This is a genomic window from Hymenobacter ruricola (genome assembly GCF_015694525.1).
Classification (GTDB): domain Bacteria; phylum Bacteroidota; class Bacteroidia; order Cytophagales; family Hymenobacteraceae; genus Hymenobacter; species Hymenobacter ruricola.
Map to the genome: position 1 here is coordinate 122,785 of NZ_JADQDM010000004.1, position 21,552 is coordinate 144,336.

The following is a 21,552-nucleotide window of genomic DNA, read 5'->3' on the forward strand; positions in this document are numbered from 1 at the left end:
CTACAATTAATTTGCTTTTGCCCGATATGAAATCCATTCACACCTTGGCCGCGGTTGCGGCGGGCTTGTCGCTGTCGCTGACGGCTTCGGCCCAGGAGCAAGCCACTACGGCGAGCAGCACCGGCTCGCACCGGCCCATTCCGCCTTCTGACCAGATGTTCCGCAAGAGCATTTGGCGGCAAGTGGACCTGCGCGAGAAACAGAACAAGCCCATGTTCTCCGAGGGCAAAGAAATAAGCCGGGTTATTCTCGACGCAGTAAAGCGCGGTGAACTGACGGCCTATAAGAACGACTCACTCACTTCTACTTACACCCCGCAGGAGGTTCAAGGCAACGCCTCCTACGTTGACGAAGCTGTGAAGCTGAGCGATGAGGAAAAAGCGGCCGGTTTCAGCCAAGCTGACCTAGGTGGCGGCGGCGACGATTGGGGTGCTCCTAAGCCTAAGAAAGGTGCCACTGGTGCTACTGCAGCCACTACCAAGCGCCAGCCTAAATTGGGTGCCAATGGAAAGCCGCTGAAGGACAAAAAGGGCAAAATTATTTATGAAACTGTAGCCGTAGCTCCTCCGCCTCCCCCCGCTCCGGTGGGTAATGAGTATCGCCCGAAGGACTTGTATGAGATGGAAGTGAAGGAGGATATGATTTTCGACAAGAAACGGTCGAGAATGTATCACGACATCAAGTCCATTACGTTGCTGGTGCCTTCAACGCTGCCGACTAACGTATCGGGCATTGAAAAGCCGATTGGCACGTTCAAATACAGCGACCTGGTGAAGGTGTTCCGCGCCAATCCGCAAAATGCCATTTGGTTCAACGCGGAGAACGATGCGCAGCACAAGAATCTGGCTGATGCTTTCGAACTGTGGCTGTTCAACTCGTACATCACCAAAGTGTCGAACGCCGGCGATAGCCGCTTGGATGACATCTACGGTGGTGCTCAGCAAGGCATCCTGGCTGCTCAGCAGACGGCGGCTGACTTGGTGGAGTACGAATACAACCTGTGGAGCTTCTAACGTCTAGTAATAGCAAAAAAGAAAAAGCCCCTTGCAGCAATGCGAGGGGCTTTTTCTTTTTATAGACTGCGATTTAACCCGGGAGTTGCCGCGCGGGCATTGGGTGGGCGGGGGCGTCGTTTTCGGCGAAATAGTTCTGCAGGACTTTGGCTTTCGCTTTGCCGACTTCGGCGATGAGCTCGGCCTCGCTGAGCTCGCGGATTTTTTTGACGGACTTGAATTTATTGAGGAGTTTTTCGGCGGTGACGGGGCCGAGACCTTTCACGTCGGTTAACTCAGTTTTGAGGGTGGCGGCGTCGCGGCGCGAGCGGTGGAAGGTGATGCCGAAGCGGTGGACTTCGTCGCGCATGCGCTGAAAAAGGCGCAGGGATTCGCTCTTCTTGTCGATGTAGAGGGGGAGGGGGTCGTTGGGCACGTAGATTTCCTCGAGGCGTTTGGCAATGCCGATGACGGGAATCTGACCCCAGAGGTTGAGGTCTTTCAGGGCTTTGACAGCCATGCTGAGCTGACCTTTGCCGCCGTCGACAATAACTAACTGCGGGAGGCTGGCGCCTTCGTCCACGAGGCGGCGGTAGCGGCGGGTCACGACTTCGTACATCGAATCGAAGTCGTTGGGGCCGATAACGGTTTTGATGTGGTAGTGGCGGTAGTCCTTCTTGCTGGGCTTGGCGTTGCGGAAGCAGACCATGGCGGCCACCGGGTTATCGCCCTGGAAGTTGGAGTTGTCGAAGCACTCGATGTGCTTGGGGAGCTCGGTGAGGCGCAGGTCCTTTTTGATGGTTTCCATGATGCGCACTTCGTTTACGTCCTTGCTGCGCTCGTTCATGCTTTCCTTTTCTTTGCGGGCGTAGAGCACGTTTTTGATAGCTAAATCGAGGAGCTTGCGCTTGTCGCCGATTTGGGGGACGGCGACGGTGACGCCCGGCAGCGGCAGCTCCAGGGCCACGTTGGTGAGGATTTCGCGCGATTCGCTTTCAAACTCCTGGCGCATCTGCATGATGAGCGGGGCCAGGATTTCGGCGTCTTCCTCATCCAGCTTTTTAGTAACTTCCAGGCTTTGGGTGAGGATGATGGACCCATTCATCACCTTGAGGTAAGTGATGAAGCCCGATTTTTCGTTGCTGGCGATGGCGAAAACGTCGATGTTGGTCAGGGACGCGTTGACGATGGTCGACTTCACCTGGAAGGCCTCAATCTTGTCGAGTTTGACCTTGAACTGGTGGGCCAACTCGTACTGCATTTCCTGGGCGGCGGCGGTCATCTTCTCCCGGAAGTACTGCTTGGGGATGCGCAGGTCGCCGTTGAGGATGTTGCGGATTTGCTGGATGTAGCCGTTGTAGGTGGCCTCGTCTTCCTTGGCCACGCAGGGGGCGTTGCAGTTGCCGAGCTGCAGCTCCAGGCAGGGCCGAAACTTACCGGCTTCGACGTTGGCTACGCTCAGGTTGAAGTTGCAGGTGCGGAGCGGGTAGAGGGCCCGGATGAGCTCCAGCAGCACGTTGAGGGCGGTGCCGTTAGCGTAGGGGCCGTAGTAGCGCGAGCCGTCGTTAATCTTGTTGCGGGTGGGAATGAGACGCGGGAACCGCTCGTTGGTGAGGCAGAGGTAAGGATAGGTTTTGCCGTCTTTTAACAGAATGTTGTACTTGGGCTGGTGCTGCTTGATGAGGTTGTTTTCAAGCAGAAAGGCGTCGGACTCGCTATCCACGATGGTAAACTCCAGGCGCTTGATGTTGCGGACCAGCTGCTGGGTTTTCTTGTTGTGGTCCTGCTTGGTGAAGTAGCTGCTCACGCGCTTGCGCAAGTCGATGGCCTTGCCCACGTAGATGATGCCCTCGTCGTCGAAGTACTTGTACACGCCAGGCTTGTGAGGCAGGGCGTTGATTTGGGCTTGGAGCTCGGGATTGGCGGCCATAGTTTTTGCAGGGCGGGGGAGTGTTGCTTAACGCGGGGACGAGGGGAATTTGTTCAGCCAGAAATACGTAGCTGTCGGCGGCGTGGCCGAAAGCGCGGAAGGCAAGTGGTTTGGGTCAGAACCGGCCCAGTTGCCTTCCGAAAGGAGTTAGTTGCTCTCGGAACCGAACAAGTTACCTTCCAAGCCGAACTAGTTGCCTTCCGAATCGAAGTAATTGCCTGAGAAGCGAAACTAGTTCGGTTTTTTCCTAAACCAGTTGCCCTCCAGGGGCAGTGAGTTTCGCTTTTCGGGCAACTCACTGCCCCTGGAGGGCAACTGGTTTGAGGCGGACTGGTATTAAATGTCCTTGTCGTCCAACTCAGATGCGTCGGGCACAGTCATCTTCTGGTCGTAGGGAATGGTGTCGCGCTGGCCGCCGTAGTACCTCGAGCAGTCGAGCTCGATGGTGAGCGGGGCGGCGGGCTTGGGGAAAGGGCCGGTTTCGATGCCGATGCTCTTGTCCTTGTACACCTTCTGCATGAAGAGGCCGTAGAGCGGCAAGGCGGCGCGGGCGCCCTGGCCGTAGGCGCCGGTGCGGAAGTGGATGCTGCGGTCTTCGCCGCCTATCCACATGCCGCACACCAGGTCCGGGGTGATGCCCATGAACCAGGCGTCGGAGTAGTTGGAGGTGGTGCCGGTTTTGGCCCCGATTTCATATGGAAACTTGAAGCCCGTGTGCAGGATGGTGCTGGTGCCGCCGGGCTCGGTGGTGCTGGCCTGCAGCATGTTGGTCATGATGTAGGCAGTTTCCTCGTTGAGGACTTCCTTGGTCTGGGGCACGAATTCGCGCAGCACGTTGCCATTCTTGTCTTCGATACGGGTGACCATGATGGGCGAAGTCCAGACGCCCTTGTTCACGAAGGTGCTATACACCCCGCACAGCTCGAAAATGCTGCAATCGGACGTGCCAAAGCCCATGGACGGCACGGCGTCGACGGGCGAGGTGATGCCCAGCTTCTTGGCTTCTTGGGCCACGGTTTCGGGGCCCAGCTTCATCACCAGCCACGCCGTGATGGAATTCATGGAGCGGGCCAGGGCTTGGCGCAGCGTGAAGGTGCGGCCCGAGAAATTGCCCTCGAAGTTGCGGGGCGTGTAGGGCGCCCGGCCGGCCACGGCGGGGAAGGTAGTGGCCACGTCGGGCCGCGGAAAGCAGGGCGAGTAGCCGGCCTCGATGGCCGCCGTGTACACAATGGGCTTGAACGTGGAGCCGGGCTGGCGCTTGCCCTGCCGCACGTGGTCGAACTTGAAGAACTTGTAGTTGGGGCCGCCCACCCAGGCCTTCACCTGGCCGTTCAGGGGGTTCATGGCCATGAACCCGCCCTGCAGGTAGCGCTTGTAGTAAGCCAGCGAATCAAGCGGCGACATCAACATCTCTTTCTCGCCCTGCCAGGTAAACACGGGCATCTTGTACTTCTTGCGCAGGTAGTAGTTCACCGAGTCGCGGTTGCCGTCGTACTGCACCATCAGCGACTTATAGCGCTGGGTGCGGCGCATGGCCACGTTCAGAAAGTCGGGGATGACCTTGCCGTTCTCGTCGCGCCAGGGCAGCTGCCCCTTCCACTGCGCGTTGAACCACTTCTGCTGCAAGGCCAGGTGCTCGGCCAGCGACTTCTCGGCGTAGGCCTGCATGCGCGAGTCGATGGTGGTGTAGATTTTCAGGCCGTCGGCGTACAGGTCGTGGTCGGTTTCCTTGGCCCAGGCAATGAGCGACTTCACCACCTCGGCCCGGAAGTAGGGCGCCAGGCCCTTGCTGGGGTTTTCCACGGAGTAGTGCAGCACAATGGCCTTGGCTGTGTCCTGGGCCAGCTCGGCGTCGGTGATGTAGTGCGACTTGGCCATTTGGCGCAGCACCCAGTTGCGGCGCTTGCGCGAGCGGTCGGGGTGCACCACGGGGCTGAAGCGGCCGGGCGCGTTCACGATGCCCACCAGCGTGGCGGCCTCGGGCGTGCTCAGGTCTTTGGGGCGCTTGTTGAAGAAGGTTTTGGCCGCCGTGTTGATGCCGAACGAGTTCGAGCCGTACTCCACCGTGTTGAGGTACATGCGCATGATTTCGCGCTTGGTGTAGTTGCGCTCCAGCCGGATGGCCAGAATCCATTCCTTGGCTTTGGTGATGAGCATGCCCAGCTTGCCAGTGCCGTTCAGGGCGCCATCGTTGAGGTCCTGGCGGGTTTTGAAGAGCACCTTGGCCACCTGCTGCGTGAGCGTGGAGCCGCCGCCGTTGTGCGAGAAGGTGAGCACGCCGGTCACGGCCCGCAGCACGCTCTTGGCATCGATGCCGGAGTGCTGCTCAAAGCGCACGTCTTCGGTGGCAATGAGGGCGTCAATCAGGTTCTGGGGTAGGTCCTTGAACTCGACGGGGGTGCGGTTTTCGCGGAAGTACTTGCCCAGCAGCACGCCATCGGCCGAATAAATTTCCGAGGCCAGCTCCGAGCGCGGGTTTTCCAGGGTCTTCAGGTTGGGCATGCGCCCGAACAGGTTCAGGAAGTTGCCGCTCACGGCCAGCACAAACAGGCCCAGCCCCACCACGCCCGCGCCAAACAGCACCCACATGGTCCGGATGAAAGCCGTGAACCGGCCCCGGCGCGCGGGTTTCAGCGGCGTGGGCTTGGGGCGGCGGGCAGGGGAGGAGGTCGGCATGGGAAATAAAACAGAAATAGTCCGGCAAAAATAAAGCCTCCGAGGGCGGGCGGAGGCTTTATACGGTTTCAAGGCATTGGTCACCCATGCGCGCCGGGCAACTACCGGCGCTCCGCTACTTGTACACGCGCTGGTAAAAAGCCGAATACCCCGCCAGGTCCCCGCTCGCCTGCAGCAAAGCCAGGTTTTCCAGGCTGATAACCAACGCCTGGTACCCGGCCCCGCGCAAGCGCGCCAGCGGCGACTGCGGCCCGCGCAGCTTGGTGGCGTAGCTCTGGGCCACTTTGGCGCCCGGCAGCGTCCGGATAACCACCATGGATTGGTCGGCACTTGGCGGCGGCGTTTCCATTTGCAGGTTGTTGGCCCGGAAGAAGCGGTTGTTGTAGGCCGTCAGCTGCGTCACCAAGTCGGCGGCGGGCGGTGTGGCCTTCGGAAACACCAGCACCACGGCGTGGGCACCGCTGAGCTGCGTGGTGTAAGCCACTGCCGGGGCAACAGGAGGCGGCGCAACGGTGGCGGCCGACGGAGTGCCGGCCGGAGCTCCCGAAGCTGCCGTAGCCGGCGCGGGAGCTGGGCTGGTAGGCGCGGGAGCCGGGGCGGGGGCTTTCTTCTGGTCTTTGAGGTCTTTGGCGGGAGTCACCTTCGTCGGGGCCGGGCCGGCAGAGCCCGCAGGTGCCAGCGCTTCCGTCTTGGCTACCGGCGCCGCAATGGCTGTCGAAGTTGGGGCGGGGGCCGGGGCTGCCGTTGCGGGCGCGGGCGCCGCGTCAGGCGCCACGGGGTTCAGGGCTTTGTAGGGCGTCTCGTCTTCGCGGTAGAAGATGCGCATGCGGTTGTCCACCTCGCCGGGCCGGAAAAGCGAAATCACCGGCTTTTCGGTCGAAGCCAGCGCCCCGGCCAGTTGGCCGGCGCTCTGCTTTTTGTAGGATTCGGCCAAAGCCTGGGCCTGGGGCACCAGGGGGCTGTCCGGGTAGTCTTTGTAGAACTTCTCCACCGACGAGCGGGCCGTGAGCGGGGCCTGGGTGCGCACCACCAGCAGGGTTTTCAGGTAGGCCACCCGGTCGTTGAGGTCGCTCTTCGGGTACTGCTTTTCGGTGCGGGCCAGCACGGCCGAAGCCTTTTTGAATTCCTGGTTTTTATAGTGCGTAAACGCCGAATCGACGCGGCTGGCCACGGCGTTGTGCAGGGCCAGCTCGTGCTCGCGGTACAAAGGGTCGGCAATCAGCTTGGCGTAGAGCGAAGTGGGAAATTCCTTTTGCAACGCCGCCGCGTACTGTGCCATTTTCGCCGCATCGGGTTTGTCCTTGTAATAGAGGTAAAGAAGGTAATAAGCGTCAGGGGCGTGCTCGCCGCGAACGTAGCGCGCCACTTGCTTTTCGTACGTCTCGAAGCCTTTCTCACGCTCCTTCAACTGCTCTTTGTAAATCCCGCCCAGCTCGTACATGGCCGCTTCCACCTGCTTGTCGGAGGCTTGCAACTGCGTAGGGGTGAGCGGCAGGGCGGCGCGGTACTTGGCCACCAGGGCGTTGCGTTCCGCGCTGGGGTCCACGGCGGCGGCGGTGCGGGCCGAGTCCTGGCCACCGTTCACCGCCGTGGTCGAATTGCCGGTCACGGACAGCGGCGCGCCGCCGTTGTTTGCGGCATTGGGCGAGCTGCTGATTTGGCGGTTGGTGCGCCAGTTGTCCTGCAGCTGCCGGTTGTTCCATTTCCGGATGAAGTCGGCCCGCGCCGTCCCCAGGGTGGCGGGGTTGTCGAAGTACCACTTGGCGCCGCTGGCCACGGCCGTGGGGTCGAAAGCCATGGGGTCGGGGGCAGCCCCGCCGCCGGGCAGCGAACCGAACGCGCTGGGCGGGTTGCTGCCCGCGGCGCGCGCGGCAAACTCCGCGTCTTTGGCCTGGGCCTTTTGCTGCGCCGCCAGCCGGGCAGCTTCCTTTTTCTTAAAAGCTATTTCGGCGTCAGCGTACTGGTTCAGCTTCTCGTCCAGGGCCTCTTTGGGCAGCTGGGCCAGAGCCTGCAGGCTGTCCTGCGTTTCAATGATGGTCCACTGCTTGGCGAAATCCCGCAGAATGTCGCTGCGCTCCTTGATGGCGGCGTAGGTCTTGGCTTCCTTATTGAGGCTCTGCACCGTGCTGTCGTAGTAGGCGGCCGCCAAGCGGTACTTCTGCAGGTTCTCGTAGTAAATCCGGCCCGCCAGCAGGTAGGTGTAGCTCTTCTGCAAGCGGTTGGTGGTGGTGGCCGCAATGGACTGCCGCACCAGCTTCAAAGCCTCGGGGTAGTTTTGCTCCCGGTAGTTCAGCCGCGCCATCTCGTAGTAAATCTTGTCGCGGTAGTCCTTGTTCTTCGGGTCTTTCAGCAAGCCCGCGAAGGTCTTATTTAGCCGCGCCCGGTTCTCGGGGCTCAGGTCCGATACCTGCGGCAGCATCAGCTTGGCCTGAAAATCCAGCTCATACGGCGGGTTGCGCGCCAGCAGCAGGTCGAGTTGCTCGTACGCCTTCTTGTTCTCGCCCGCGTCCTGGTACAACTGCGCCAGAATGTATCGCGTCCGCGACCGTTCGTTTTTAAATTCAATCAGCGGAATGGCCTTTTCCAGCTGCGGAATGGCCTTGGCCGGCTCATCGGTCCGGATGTAATAATCGGCCCGCGTCAGAAACAGCTGCCGGGCGTCTTTGGGCAGGCCCACTTCCTTGTCCAGCAAATCCGAAACGGCCTTGGCGCTTTCCATTTCGCCCTGCGCCACAAAGGTGCGCATCAGCCCAATCAGCGCCTCGTGCTTGGCGTTGGCGTCCTTGCTGGTCGAGTTGACGTACTTAAACGTCAGCGCCGCGTCGTTGAACTGCATCTGGTAAAAGCGCGCCCACGCCACCAGAATGTAGGCGTCGTCGGTCCAGTCCGAGCCCGGCCGGTGCTGAATCGGCATCGAGGCTTTCTTAATGATATCGTTCAAATCGGCCCGGTTGGCGCGCACCGTCGTGCTGTCCAGCGTCGGAAACAGCGGCAGCGTCTGGTTGTAGTCGTTGATGCGCGCGGCGTACAGCTTGTCTTCCGCAGCTAGGAGCTTCTCGCGGGCCAGGAAGTACGCATTGTCGCGCGCGGCCACGTTGTTAAAGGCGTGCGCCACCAGGTTTTTGTCCGAAGCGCAGCCCGCTGCCCCCAGTCCCAGCAGGAAAAGGAAGAGCGCGGCCCAACGGTATGTCAGCAGATGTTGTGTCAAAGCAGAAAGGAGTAAAGGCAACCCGTAGGCCCCGCAACGCCGGAGGCCACCCGAAATGTTCGTTCGGCCGCCCTCGCGCTGGCAAGCTAACGGCAGCAGACCGGTAAAATTACGTTTTTTCATTCCAGCTCGCGTCATACCGTATATGGCCGGGGCGGCCTGCTGGAAATTTGCCCGTTACCTTGTCGTACCCATTGCCATTTGCCGCGCCATGACCCCCGACCCGCCCAAGCCCGAAACCCCCGCCGACCAGGCCAACACCGTGGCCAAATACTCCGGCATTGCCTTCACCATGCTGGCCATCATTGGCGGCAGCGCCTGGCTGGGTAGCTGGCTCGACGGCCACTTCCACAACAAAACCCCCTACTACACCGTGGGCCTGATGCTGCTGGGCTTGTTCGCCGCCCTCTACCACGTCATTCGCTCGCTGACGAAATAACGCCCGATGCCCCGCTTCCTGCTGCACTTAGCCCTGTTCACCCTGGCCCTGGCCGCCGTCCTTTACCTCCTCGGGAGCCAGCTTGGGCCGCACGTCATCCACCCGTATGCGGGTCGGGTGCTGCTGCTCATGGCGGTGCTCACGGCTGCTACTTACTACATCACGGCGCGCGTCACGGCCGCCAATAAGGACTATTTTATCGCCGGGTATTTTGGCGGGGTAGTGCTGCGTTTCCTGGGGTCCATTCTGGTGCTGGGCATCTACTTGTACCGCGCCGGCGGGGTGCGCGGCGAGGGCACCATGAGCCTGTTAATTACCTTCTTCGTTCTGTACTTTTTGTATGCCGGGTTTGAAATCTGGGCCATTCTTAGTAACTTGCGCCCGTTTTCAAAATCAGGGTAATCGGCCCGCTGGCTCCTTTCGCCGCCGCCGTCCCTAAGTCAGCCTTAATGAAGCATTTACTGCTCGCCCTCTGTTTTCTCTTCACGCTGCCTTCATTTGCAGTTCAGCCCGAAACCGGTGCTGCTGAAGCCGCCGAGACCGAAAATTTCGACCCCGGCAAAGTAATCATGGAGCACGTGGCCGACGAGCACGAATGGCACTTCGCCACGTTGGGCAACGAGCACACCGGCACCCACGTCACCCTGCCGCTGCCCATCATCGCCTACCAGCCCAGCAAGGGCGTGTCGGTGTTCTCCTCGAGCCAGTTTCATCACTCGGCCAACGGCACCTACAACGGCCTCAAGATTGAAGAAGGCCACCTCGTGGCTGAAGACGGCAGCAAGGTCTACGACTTCTCCATCACCAAAAACGTGGCCTCGCTCATCCTGAGCTGCCTCATCCTCATTCTGGTGTTCCGCGCCGTAGCCAGCGGCTACCGCAAGCGCCACGGCAGTGCCCCCAAAGGCATTCAGTCGTTCCTGGAGCCCGTCGTGATGTTCATCCGCGACGAAGTGGCCAAGAAGAGCATCGGCCCGAAGTACGAGCGTTACATGCCGTACCTGCTCACCATTTTCTTCTTTATCTGGTTCAACAACCTGCTGGGCCTCACGCCCGGCGCGGCCAATCTGAGCGGCAACATTACCGTGACGTTCATGCTGGCCGTGGCCACGCTGCTCATCACGCTGTTCAGTTCCAACAAGTACTATTGGTCGCACATCTTCAAGCCCCCGGGAGTACCGGCCTGGCTGCTGCCCATCATCGTGCCCGTTGAAATCGTCGGCATTTTCATCAAGCCGATTTCGCTGATGGTTCGACTCTTCGCCAACATCACGGCCGGTCACATCATCATCCTGAGTTTTATCAGCCTGATTTTCCTCTTCAAGTCGGTGGCTGTGAGCCCGCTGTCGCTCGCCTTCGGCTTGTTCATCAGCATGCTTGAGCTGCTGGTGGCGCTGTTGCAGGCCTACATCTTCACGCTGCTGTCGGCCATGTACATCGGCGGCGCGGTGGAAGACCACCACGATGCCGACTACCAGATGGGCTACGACGACGGTTCGGAAACGACCCACGCCACCCACTAATTCCCGTTTTTCCTGCGAACCCGCGGCGCTCCCCCCCCCAGTCGTGGTCTAGCTGATTTTCAATTTTTTTCTTTTTTCTTTTTCCAAGTTCTATGCTTCTCTCTTTGTTCTTGCAGGCTGTGGCCGCAGTAGCCGGCAACGGTAACAACCTCGCTGTAATGGGTGCCTGTATCGGTGCTGGTCTGGTAGCCCTCGGCGCTGGTGTTGGTATCGGCCGCATCGGCGGCTCGGCCATGGACGCCATCGGCCGTCAGCCCGACGCTTCGGGTAAAATCCAGACGGTGATGCTGATTGCCGCTGCTCTTATCGAAGGTCTGGCCCTGTTCGCAGTGGTAGTCTGCCTGCTGGTGAGCTTCAAACTGTAGAAGTAGCCGCTACAAGTTCGGCAGCCCGCTGGCGCGTCCGCCCCTCGCGGCGCGGCGCGGGCTGCTTGACTTTTGAGCCACTGGCTAATAGCCGTTAGCTGATAGTTTGTTCAGTTTGGTTAAAAAAGCTAACGGCTAACAGCTATTAGCTAACAGCTTACATAACGATACTATGGACTTAATCACCCCCCAATTAGGGCTGCTGTTCTGGCAGACGGTCCTGTTCTTACTGCTTCTTTTCATCCTGACCAAGTTCGCCTGGAAGCCCATCATGGCTTCGCTGCGCGAGCGGGAAGACAGCATCGAAAGCGCCCTGCGCATGGCCGACCAGGCCAAAATTGAGATGCAGCAGCTGAAAGCCGGCAACGAGAAGTTGCTCGCCGACGCCCGCCAGGAGCGCGACCGCATGATGCAGGAAGCCACCATCATGGCCAACCAGCATCGCGAGACCGAAAAGGCCCGCGCCACGGAAGAAGCCAACCGCATCATCACCCAAGCCCGCGAAGCCATCCAGCAGGAGAAAAACGCCGCGCTGGCCGAGGTGAAAAACACCGCCGCCCAACTGTCGGTCGACATCGCCGAGCGCATTCTGCGCCGCGAGCTGGCCGAGCCCGCTGCCCAAACGCAGCTGGTGGATTCGTATTTGAAAGACGTTAAACTGAACTAGTTGCTAGCTTTTCGTTGTCAGTTGTTAGGCTGTGTGCAGCCCTCGTTAACAAGCCTGGCAACTGACAATCAATCAACTGACAACTAATACTAACCAATGGCTGACCAACGAGTAGCGGCCCGCTACGCCAAGTCGCTCCTCGACTTGGGCAAGGAGATGGGCACGCTGGATAGCGTGAAAGAGGACATGGACCTGCTGAGCAAGACCATGTCCGAAAGCCGCGAATTGCGGCTGTTGCTGCGCAACCCGATTGTGAAGCACGACAAGAAGCTGGCCATCCTGAACGCCATCTTCAAAGGCAAGGTGTCGGACATGACCATGCGTTTCTTCACCATCCTCACCGAGAAAAACCGGGAGGCGGCGCTGGAAAGCATGGGCACCGAATTCCAGGTGCAGTACAACGCCATGCAGGGCATCCAGATGGCGGAAGTGACTTCGGCCACGCCGCTCACGCCGGCTTCGCGCGCGGAGATGGAAAAGCTGGTGACCCAACAAACCGGCCTCACCGAAGTGAAGCTGACCGAGAAGGTGGACCCCAGCCTGATTGGCGGGTTTATTCTGCGTGTCGGCGACAATCAGATTGACGATTCCGTGCGCACCAGCCTCCGCAAGATGCGCATCTCTTTGCAAGAAAATTCTTACCAACAACAACTGTAGGGTATAGGGCAGAAGGGATAGGGGATAAGCAACCGGTTGCGGCACTAACGTGCTGATTTGCTGGTTTTCTCCAAGTCCCCGCACCTTATCCCTTGTCCCCTATACCTTATTCCCAAAACCATGGCAGAAGTACGTCCGGACGAAGTATCCGCAATCCTGCGGCAGCAGTTGTCCAATTTCAAGTCCGAAGCCGAGCTGGAAGAAGTCGGCACCGTGTTGCAAATCGGCGACGGCGTGGCCCGCATCTACGGACTGAGCAAGGCCCAGGCGGGCGAATTGATTGAGTTCGAGAACGGCCTGCAAGGTCTCGTGCTCAACCTCGAAGAAGACAACGTGGGTGCTGTACTGCTCGGCGACTACTCGGAAATCCGGGAAGGCGCCACAGTGAAACGCACCAACAAAATTGCCTCCATCAAGGTGGGCGAAGGCATCGTGGGCCGCGTGGTGAACACCCTCGGGCAGCCCATCGACGGCCGTGGGCCTATCACCGGCGAGCTGTACGAGATGCCTTTGGAGCGCAAGGCTCCCGGCGTAATCTACCGTCAGCCGGTGACCGAGCCGATGCAAACGGGCATCAAGTCGATTGACGCCATGATTCCGATTGGCCGTGGTCAGCGCGAGCTGATTATCGGTGACCGTCAGACTGGTAAGTCGGCCGTGGCCATCGATACCATCATCAACCAGCGCGAGTTTTACGAAGCCGGCCAGCCGGTGTTCTGCATCTACGTGGCCATCGGCCAGAAGGCTTCGACCATCGCCCAGGTGGTGCAGTCGCTGACCAAAGGCGGTGCCATGGACTACACCGTGGTGGTAGCTGCTCCGGCCGCCGACCCCGCGCCGCTGCAGTTCTACGCGCCCTTCACCGGTGCTGCTATCGGTGAGTTCTTTCGCGACACGGGCCGTCCGGCTCTAGTGGTGTATGATGACTTGTCGAAGCAGGCTGTGGCTTACCGCGAGGTGTCGCTGCTGCTCCGTCGTCCTCCCGGACGCGAGGCTTATCCCGGCGACGTATTCTACCTGCACAGCCGCTTGCTCGAGCGCGCCGCTAAAATCAACTCGTCGGACGAAATCGCCCGCGACATGAACGACCTGCCCGACAGCATCAAGCACTTGGTGAAAGGCGGCGGCTCGCTGACGGCTTTGCCCCTGATTGAGACGCAGGCCGGTGACGTATCGGCGTACATCCCGACCAACGTGATTTCTATCACCGACGGCCAGATTTTCCTTGAGACGAACTTGTTCAACTCGGGGGTGCGTCCGGCCATCAACGTGGGTATTTCGGTGTCGCGCGTGGGTGGTAACGCTCAGATTAAGTCGATGAAGAAGGTATCGGGTACCTTGAAGCTTGACCAGGCCCAGTTCCGCGAGCTGGAAGCCTTCGCCAAGTTCGGCTCCGACCTCGATGCCTCGACCAAGCTCACCATTGAGCGCGGCCGTCGCAACCTCGAAATCCTGAAGCAGCCCCAGTTTTCGCCCGTGAAGGTGGAAGACCAAGTGGCCATCATCTACGCCGCCACCAACGGCCTCCTCGATAGTGTGCCGGTTAACCGCGTGCGGGAGTTCGAGAAGGAGTTCGGCCAGGTGATGAACTCGCGCTACCCCGACGTGCTGAAGGCCCTGAAGGCTGGCAAGCTGGAGGACGCAGGCACCAAGGCCATCCGCGAGGTAGCCAAGGACGTGTCGGCGAGCTACGCGTCGTAGTAAAAATTAAGTACAGAACGTCATGCAGAGCGCAGCGAAGCATCTCGCATGAGTTAGTAACTCAACGATGCGAGCAAGATGCTTCGCTGCGCTCTGCATGACGTTCAAACGCTTAGTTTATAATAATTAACAAGGATAAATGGCAAGCTTAAAAGAAGTCCGCAACCGCATTCAGTCGGTGACGAGCACGCAGCAGATTACCAAAGCCATGAAAATGGTGGCGGCGGCCAAGCTGCGTCGTGCCCAGGACAACATCATCCGGATGCGGCCTTACGCCCAGCGCCTGAACACCATTCTGGCGAACCTGACGCGCACGGCCGACGCCGACATCGTGAGCGACTACGGCGTGGCCCGCGAGGTGCGCCGCGTGCTGGTCATTGCCGTGACTTCGGACCGTGGCCTGGCCGGCGCGTTCAACTCGAACGTGTTCAAGGGCGTGAACGCGGCCATTGCCGAGCGTTATGCTAACCTGCCGGCCGCGAACATTTCGTTCATGGCCATCGGCAAGAAGGCGCACGACTACTATGGTCGCCGGGGCTCTTTGGTGGGCAACTACACCCACGTCTTCGCCAAGCTGTCGTTTGAGACGGTGCGCGAGGCCGCCGAAGTGGCCATGGACGGTTTCCGCAACGGCACCTACGACGAGGTGGTGATGGTGTACAACGAATTCCGCAACGTGGCCACGCAGATTATCCGCACCGAGCAGCTGCTGCCGCTGGTGCCGGCCGCCCAGCCCGCTTCGGCCACGCCGACGGCTAATGTGGACTACCTGTTCGAGCCGAACAAGGAGGAAATCGTGCAGACGCTGATTCCGCAGTCCATCAAAATTCAACTCTACAAGGCGGTGTTAGAAAGCAACGCTTCGGAGCACGGCGCCCGCATGACGGCCATGGACAAAGCCACCGACAACGCCGGTGAGCTGCTCAAAGCCCTCAAGCTGACCTACAACCGGACGCGTCAGGCGGCCATCACGACCGAGATTCTTGAAATCGTGGGCGGTGCTGAGGCCTTGGCGGCGGGGTAAGGCATCGATTCGGTAAAATTAAAAAAAGCCTGTCTTCCTTGAAGACGGGCTTTTTTGTTGAGTTATAGGAAAGGCCGTTAGGCAGCAGATTGCCAGGGGGAAAAGAAATGCAGCAAGCCGAAATGAGGGTGTTCAACTTATGCTCGCCATACCATATTACAGAGCGCTTGCGTTAGCAGTGCCCTGCGGCCGATGGCCTAAGGAATTATTTTTTATTCTTGTTCCTCCTATTACGCTATGCTTACGCTTTCCTCCCCGGAGCCCTTTACCGGGCGACGTCCACTGGCCTTGCTGACATTGCTGGTGTTGTTGGCGGCACCGAAGGTTCGGGCCCAGGCGTCGGAGCCCCTGGCCGACCTGCACCTATACCCCAACCCTGCCCACATCCGGGCTACCGTGGAAGTGCCCGCGGTGCCCGGCGCCACGCAGGCCACGGTCACACTCCTCAATGCGCAGGGCACGGCGGTATTTGAGCAACCCGTGAGCCTGCCGGAAACCGGCGGCACGGCCGAAATACCCCTGCTGGGCCGGGCCCCCGGCCTCTACCGGGTGCAGGTGCAGGTGGGGGAGGTGCGCACGGCCAGGACTTTGAAAGTGGAATAAACAAGGAGTGGTTTTGGTGACCCTATTGGCCTGGGTGGGGTATGCTCATCTTGAGCGAGGCTGCTGGCGGGGTGTTGGGAGAACTGTCGCAATGACAGCACGGGCAACTTTGAAAAAGCGCGATATCGGCTGGTGCCAACACGCTGATTATGAACGTGTGTAGAGTCGGCGAAATGGGGGTAAATGTGGCCAGACGCCACCGGCTCTAGGAAGCGCTTAGCAATTATCAGGAAAGCACAGAAACAGTGCTTGTACTATCGCCGGATAAACATAGATTTGTACAAAGTCAGCTTTTTCTTTTCTTAAGCCAACTCCCTTTGATGAGAAATCTCTACGCCCATTGTCTGGTAGCCACGGGGCTGCTAGCTGTCGCCTGGCAGCCCGCCAGAGCCCAATCCGAAGCCGCCAGGCAGGCCACCGAGCTGGCCTGGCAAACCCGCCAGCAGTGGGCCAACTCCGACGTGGCCCAAAAGGACCTGCGCATTTCCAGCGCCCACGCCGAAGCGGCAGGAATCCTCTATGCTTATCCACAACAGCTGCAGGACGGCATCCCGGTGTATAACCAAGTCGTTACGCTCGTTTTTAAAGGGGGCAAGCTGGCCAACCATGCGGGCAGCTTTGTGCCGGCTAAGGCCTTTGCGGGCCTGTCGGCTGTGCCCCAGGTGCCCGCCGCTACGGCCGTAGCCACGGCCATTGCGGCGCTGCCGGGCCACCCCGACGCCCGGCCCGCCGCCCAGGAAAGCCCCAACGGCCCCGACCAGCAGCAGCGCTTCGCCCCGGCTGGGGTGGCGCGCCGGCCCATTGTGGCCCGCTTGGTGTGGGCCAAGGATAAAAACCAACGCCCCCACCTGGCCTGGAACGTGAACGTGGACGTACTGGCCTCGGCCGACTGGCTCAACATCCGGGTGGATGCCACCACCGGGCAGGTGCTGGACCAGGACAACTGGACCGTGAGCGAAAAGGCCGCACACCCGGCTGCGGCGCCCGGGCGCCAGGCCACGGCCAGTGCCCGCCCGCAGGCACCCTTCTTGCGCCGCCCGAGCGGGGCCAAAGGCATTTTGGCGGTGACGCCGGCCAGCTACATTGTGGTGCCTTTCCCGGGCGAGCGGCCCGACGTGACCACGCCCACCACCGAAACCAACCCCTGGCTGCGGGCCGGGGCCGGCAATGCCGCCACTACCCACGGCTGGCACTTCGACGGCACCACCAACTACACCGACACCCGCGGCAACAACGTGTGGGCCTACGACGATAGCCTCAAGCAGAACGCGCCGGGCCGCTTGGTTACTTCTACCGGTACGGCCGGCTCGCTGGTGTTCAACGACGTGCCCAACTTCTCGGCGAAGCCGACGCTGGGCAGAAACCGCCGGGCCGCCACGGTGAACCTGTTTTACTGGAACAACCTGATGCACGACGTGATGTATCAGTACGGCTTCAACGAAGCCAGCGCCAACTTCCAGACCGACAACATCGGCCGGGGCGGCGTGGGGGCCGACCACGTGCGCGCGGAGGCCCAGGACGGCCTTGGCTTGAACAATGCCAACTTCAACACCCCGCCCGATGGCACCAGCGGGCGCATGCAGATGTACCTGTTCAACCCCGTCACGAGTAATACCTTGGTGGTGACGGCCCCGGCGGCCATTGCGAGAACCTACACCATGGCCGAGGGCGCCTTCAGCACCCAAAACCTGCTGGCTAACAAGGGGCCTGTTTCCGGCACCCTGGCGTATTATACCGACCCGGGCGCGGGCACACACATTGCCTGCACGTCGCCTTCTTCCACCAGCGTGAGCGGGAAGATTGCGCTCATCTACCGGGGCTCCTGCAACTACGTCGTGAAAGTGAAGGCGGCCCAGAACGAGGGCGCCATTGCCGTGGTGATGGTGAACAACGCACCCGGCCCGCCCGTGACGATGGGCGGCACCGACAACACCGTCGTCATTCCGGCCGTGATGGTGTCGCAGGCCGACGGCGCCACCTTGGCGGGACAGCTCAATGCGGGGGCCACCGTGCAGCTCACGCTGAACGCCCCCCTGCAGCTCGACGGCGACTTTGACAGCGGCATCATGGCCCACGAGTACGGCCACGGCATCAGCAACCGCCTCACCGGCGGCGGCCCCAACGTGAGCTGCCTGGGCAATGCCGAGCAGGCCGGCGAGGGCTGGAGCGACTTCTTCGCCCTGATGATGACCACCGACTGGACCGCTACGCCCCTCACCGACGGCCCCCGCGCCCGGCCCATGGGCACCTACGTTCAGGGCCAGGCCACCAGCGGCAGCGGCATCCGGCGCTACCCTTACAGCACCAGCCTGGCCGTGAACCCGCTGACCTACGCCGACATGGCCGCCAGCACGGAGGTGCACAACATCGGCGAAATCTGGGCCGCCACGCTCTGGGACATGACCTGGAACATCATCCAGCAGCAAAGCAGCATCGAGCCCAACCTCTACAACAGCGCCAGCACCGGCGGCAACGCCGTGGCCCTGCAGCTGGTGATGCAAGGCCTGAAAATGCAGCCCTGCGAGCCCGGCTACCTCGACGGCCGCGACGCCATTCTGGCCGCCGACTCGCTGCTGTACGGCGGGCGCTACCACTGCGCCATCTGGGGGGCCTTTGCCCGCCGGGGCATGGGCTACAGCGCCCGCGAAGGCTCCTCGAACAGCGCCACCGACCAGACGGCGGCCTATGACCTGCCCGGCGTGCGCCTGCGCCGCCGCAGCACGCCGCTGGTGGGCAATCAGTTTGCCATCAACCTCGCGGCCACCTGCGAGTGCCAGACCCAGACGCCGGTTACTATTACTGACGAACTGCCGGCCGGCCTGCAATACATCAGCAGCACGGGCGGCACGCTCAGCGGCAGCACCGTCACCTTCCCGGCCCTGAGCTTCGCGACGGGCCAGCAGCGCAACTTCCAGATTGTGGCCCAAACGGCGGCCGGTGCGGGCTGCGCCGTGACCATGCCCGTGAACGACGACCGCGAAGCCAACACCGTGGGCGGCTTCACGCCCGCCGTGGTGGCCGGCGGCGCCAGCAACGCCTGGGCTCCCAGCACAACCCGCGCCCACAGCGGCACCGCCGCTTGGCGCGCCGGCGACCCCGACGCCGCTTCCGACGTCACCCTGACCTCAGCCGCGTTCACGCCGGGCGCCTTCTCAGTGCTGTCGTTCTACCACTACTTCAACTCGGAAGCGCGGTACGACGGCGGCCTGGTGGCCATTTCGGTGAACAACGGGGCCTGGCAGGACGCGGGTGCCTTGTTCCTGCAAAACGGCTACAACAACACCTTCGACAGCGGCACGGCTTCGTCGGGCAAGCCCTGCTTCTCCGGCAAATCGTCGGGCCTGGAGGGGACTGCGGCTTTCCAACAGTCCCTGGTCAACCTCGCTTCGTTTAGCGGGCAGTCCATCCGGGTGCGCTTCCAGTTCCAGTCCGACTCGAACAATCCCTCCGCGAATGCCCTGCCGGGCTGGTTCGTGGACGACATTCAGGTGATGAGCGGCTGCGGCGGCTTGCAGCAGGTGCAGCTGCTGAACAGCGCGGGCGCCCTGACGGGCAGCTACGCCCAGGCCACCTTCCTCACCCCGCTGGCCGTGCCCGTCATCACCCTGCTCAACCCGAACAGCGGGCCGGTGGGCACGAGCGTCATCGTCACGGGCACGGACCTGGCCAACGCCACCGGCCTGACCCTGAACGGCGCAACCATTGCCTTGAGCAACGTTACGGCCAACACTGCTACGAGCCTGACCTTCACGCTGCCCGCCGGCGCCACCACCGGCCTGCTGACCGTGGCCACCGCCGGTGGCACCAGCAACGGCCTCACCTTCACGGTGCTGCCGGCAATCAATACCTGGACCGGCGCCCTGAGCACCGACTGGAACACGGCCGGCAACTGGACCAACGGACTGCCCACGGCCACCACCGATGCCCTGATTCCGGGCAACGTGACCAACATGCCTGCCATTGCCTCGGCCACGGCCGACGTCCGCAACCTGACCCTGAACGCGGGCGCTACGCTCTCGCAAACGGCCGGCACCCTCAACGTGCTGGGCAACCTGACCAACAACGGCACCTTCCGGCCCACGGGCGGCACGGTGGTGCTGGGCACCACCTTCCAAACCAACGGCCCCAACCTGCTGGGCAGCGCCGCCGTGCGCTTCTGGGACCTGACCGTGAACCCCAACGGCGTGCTGCTGAGTACCTCGGCCGGCGCTTCGGTGCAGCACTTGCTCACGTTGAACGGGGCTTTTGTGACGCAGGGCAATACGTTCACGCTGGAAAGCAACGCCACGAACACGGCCCTGGTGGTGAACAATGCCGGGGGCTTCGTCTTTGGCGCGGCCACGGTGCAGCGCTACATCGACCCTAGTCAGAACCCGAACCGGGGCTATCGCCACGTCTCGGCGCCCGTGGGCACCGCCACGGTGGCCAGCCTGACCACCAGCACCTTCACGCCGGTGGTGAACCCGGCCTATAACACGGTGGGCAACACCGTGACGACCTTCCCCACGGTGTTCGGCTACGACCAGACCCGCCTGGCCACGGCCGCCACCCCAGCGGCCGCCTTCGACAAGGGCTGGTACTCGCCCGGCGCCCTCACCGACCCACTGGCCGTGGGCCGGGGCTACACCGTGAACCTGGCCGCCAACCAGACCTGGAACTTCACCGGCGCGCTCACCAACGGTGACGTGACGCAAACCCTGGCCCGCAACGCCGGGGCCACGGCCGCCGACGCGGGCCTGCACTTGGTGGGCAACCCCTACCCCGCGCCCCTGGACTGGAGCCGGGTGGCCGCCGCCGACCGCCCCAACGTGGACGGCGTCATGTACGTGTTCACCAGCGACGACCCGGCCAACCCCTACGCCGGCACCTACCGCTTCTACCAAGTAAACCCCGGCGGCGACTTTGGCACCGTGAGCCCGGTGCTGCCGCTGGGCAAGGCCTTCTTCGTGCGCGTGACCCCGGGCCAGACCAGCGGCACGCTCGCCTTCAAGAACGCCCACCGCGTGACCAGCTTTGCCGCCCCCGTCCCCGTCTTCCAGCGCCCGGCCGACGCCCGCCCGGCCGCGCACCTGACCCTGCGCGCCGCCGCCGGCAGCGCCCCGACCGACGACGCCTTCGTCTACTTTGACGGCGCCGCCACCGACGGCTTCGACGCCGCCTACGACGCCGAGAAGCTGGCCAACCCCTCGGGGCTGAACCTGAGCAGCAGCGGCACGGCCACTCCGCGCCTGTGCGTCAACGGCCTGGCCCCGCTCACCGCCACGCAACGCGTGGTGCCGCTGGCCGTGGGCGTGCCCGCGGCCGGCAGCTACACGCTGAACGCCGCCGAGCTGCGGAACCTGGGCAGCACCCCCACCTACCTGCGCGACTTGCAGACGGGGGCGGTGGTGGACCTGGCCCAGCAGCCCAGCTACTCGTTCACGGTGAGCAACGCCGCGGCGCTCATCACCGGCCGCTTCGAATTGGTGTTCTCGCCGCAGGCCGTGCTGGCCACGGCCCCGGCCGCGCTCGCCGCCCAGGTGGGCCTGTATCCCAACCCGGCCAGCACGGCGGTGACGGTGGAACTGCCCGCCTTGCTGGGCCGCAAGGCCGTGACGGCGGGCCTAGTGGATGCCCTGGGCCGCGTGGTGCGCACGCAGGTGCTGCCCGCCGGCCTGGCCATCCACACGCTGCCGCTCACCGGCCTGGCCACGGGCGTGTACTCGCTGCGCCTGCAAACCGACGTCGGCGTCATTGTGAAGAAGCTGGTCGTGGAATAGCCGCCCGC

At 62.0% G+C, this 21,552-nt stretch carries 14 protein-coding genes; 11 read left to right on the top strand and 3 right to left on the bottom strand.

From position 1 onward, the window contains the following. Positions 1-26: 26 nt before the first annotated feature. The gene (gene porN, locus I2H31_RS10525; protein WP_196292993.1) at positions 27-1,013 is read left to right on the top strand and encodes a type IX secretion system ring subunit PorN/GldN; all 987 of its coding nucleotides are present in this window, start codon (positions 27-29) and stop codon (positions 1,011-1,013) included. Positions 1,014-1,086: 73 nt separating this feature from the next. Here porN and uvrC read toward each other — a convergent pair whose 3' ends face one another. The 3 genes from uvrC to porW all read right to left on the bottom strand — a co-directional run bounded on the left by uvrC (position 1,087) and on the right by porW (position 8,806). After that, the gene (gene uvrC / locus I2H31_RS10530; protein ID WP_196292994.1) at positions 1,087-2,922 is read right to left on the bottom strand and encodes an excinuclease ABC subunit UvrC; all 1,836 of its coding nucleotides are present in this window, start codon (positions 2,920-2,922) and stop codon (positions 1,087-1,089) included. Positions 2,923-3,258: 336 nt separating this feature from the next. Continuing rightward, positions 3,259-5,598 carry a penicillin-binding protein 1A gene (locus I2H31_RS10535; RefSeq protein WP_230687674.1) on the bottom strand — a complete coding sequence of 780 codons (2,340 nt, stop codon included), beginning with the start codon at positions 5,596-5,598 and terminating at the stop codon, positions 3,259-3,261. Positions 5,599-5,713: 115 nt separating this feature from the next. Continuing rightward, positions 5,714-8,806, bottom strand: a complete 3,093-nt coding sequence (porW, locus tag I2H31_RS10540; RefSeq protein ID WP_196292995.1) for a type IX secretion system periplasmic lipoprotein PorW/SprE — start codon at positions 8,804-8,806, stop codon at positions 5,714-5,716. A gap of 211 nt (positions 8,807-9,017) precedes the next feature. On the opposite strand from porW, the gene I2H31_RS10545 reads away from it, so the two are divergent. From I2H31_RS10545 to I2H31_RS10590, 10 genes are all read left to right on the top strand, one after another. Beyond that, entirely contained in the window at positions 9,018-9,245 is a 228-nt protein-coding gene (locus I2H31_RS10545; RefSeq protein WP_196292996.1) for an AtpZ/AtpI family protein, read from the top strand. Positions 9,246-9,251: 6 nt separating this feature from the next. Then, positions 9,252-9,647, top strand: a complete 396-nt coding sequence (locus I2H31_RS10550) for a hypothetical protein (protein ID WP_196292997.1) — start codon at positions 9,252-9,254, stop codon at positions 9,645-9,647. A 47-nt stretch (positions 9,648-9,694) separates the two neighbouring features. Next, a complete protein-coding gene (gene atpB, locus I2H31_RS10555; RefSeq protein WP_196292998.1) occupies positions 9,695-10,768 on the top strand; it encodes a F0F1 ATP synthase subunit A in 1,074 nt (357 codons plus the stop codon). Positions 10,769-10,860: 92 nt separating this feature from the next. Continuing rightward, positions 10,861-11,133, top strand: a complete 273-nt coding sequence (gene atpE / locus I2H31_RS10560; RefSeq protein WP_191007053.1) for an ATP synthase F0 subunit C — start codon at positions 10,861-10,863, stop codon at positions 11,131-11,133. Positions 11,134-11,305: 172 nt separating this feature from the next. Next, positions 11,306-11,800: a F0F1 ATP synthase subunit B gene (locus tag I2H31_RS10565; protein ID WP_196292999.1), complete on the top strand. Its 495-nt coding sequence runs from the start codon at positions 11,306-11,308 to the stop codon at positions 11,798-11,800. 96 nt (positions 11,801-11,896) lie between these two features. Continuing rightward, positions 11,897-12,457 carry an ATP synthase F1 subunit delta gene (gene atpH / locus I2H31_RS10570; RefSeq protein WP_196293000.1) on the top strand — a complete coding sequence of 187 codons (561 nt, stop codon included), beginning with the start codon at positions 11,897-11,899 and terminating at the stop codon, positions 12,455-12,457. A gap of 120 nt (positions 12,458-12,577) precedes the next feature. Continuing rightward, positions 12,578-14,158, top strand: a complete 1,581-nt coding sequence (gene atpA, locus I2H31_RS10575) for a F0F1 ATP synthase subunit alpha (RefSeq protein ID WP_196293001.1) — start codon at positions 12,578-12,580, stop codon at positions 14,156-14,158. A gap of 139 nt (positions 14,159-14,297) precedes the next feature. Next, complete coding sequence (gene atpG / locus I2H31_RS10580) at positions 14,298-15,182, top strand: ATP synthase F1 subunit gamma (RefSeq protein WP_196293002.1); 885 nt, start codon at positions 14,298-14,300, stop codon at positions 15,180-15,182. Between the two features lie 237 nt (positions 15,183-15,419). Further along, complete coding sequence (locus tag I2H31_RS10585; RefSeq protein WP_196293003.1) at positions 15,420-15,785, top strand: T9SS type A sorting domain-containing protein; 366 nt, start codon at positions 15,420-15,422, stop codon at positions 15,783-15,785. A gap of 320 nt (positions 15,786-16,105) precedes the next feature. Further along, entirely contained in the window at positions 16,106-21,544 is a 5,439-nt protein-coding gene (locus I2H31_RS10590) for a M36 family metallopeptidase (protein ID WP_196293004.1), read from the top strand. Positions 21,545-21,552: the final 8 nt, after the last annotated feature.